At 65.7% G+C, this 530-nt stretch carries 1 pseudogene; it reads right to left on the bottom strand.

The annotated features are described in order from the left end of the window. Positions 1-424: pseudogene (locus D3D02_RS18890) on the bottom strand (branched-chain amino acid ABC transporter permease); the annotation flags it as partial. Between the last annotated feature and the right edge of the window lie 106 nt (positions 425-530).

The following is a 530-nucleotide window of genomic DNA, read 5'->3' as shown; positions in this document are numbered from 1 at the left end:
GGACGAGCGACTCGATCGGCCGCAGCGGCTGGATGTCGAACCGCGTGAAGTCGGAGCCGAACCGGATCTGGATCAGCGCGCGGTAGACGAAGGCGATCCCGATGGAGGTGATAAGCAGGCCGATCGAGTCGATCTCCAGCGGCTCGTAGATCAGCCGCTCGGTGACGACCGCGACGACCGCCGCGGCGGCGATGCCGACGACCAAGGCGACGAAGAACCCGAACGGCAGTCCGAGCACCGCGCCGCCGAGCCCGCCGATCGCGCCGAACGTCACGAGCGCGGTGTACGCGCCGATCGTCATCGTGTCGCCGTGCGCGAAGTTCGCGAAGTGCGCGATGCTGTACACGAGCGACAGCCCGATGCTGCCGAGGACGAGGATGCTGCTGAAGACCAGCCCGTTGGCCAGGTATCCGAGGACGGTCATCGGTCCGAGTTAGCCTTCGACGAAGTCGATGCCTTCGTACTCGTAGTTCTGGACCTCCAAGACCTGGAGGAACCCGACCGGGTCCCCGTCCTCGTTGAAGTCGATG

Source organism: Halobellus sp. Atlit-38R (genome assembly GCF_003665925.1).
Classification (GTDB): domain Archaea; phylum Halobacteriota; class Halobacteria; order Halobacteriales; family Haloferacaceae; genus Haloquadratum; species Haloquadratum inordinatus.
This window is presented reverse-complemented; position numbering and strand designations above follow the sequence as displayed.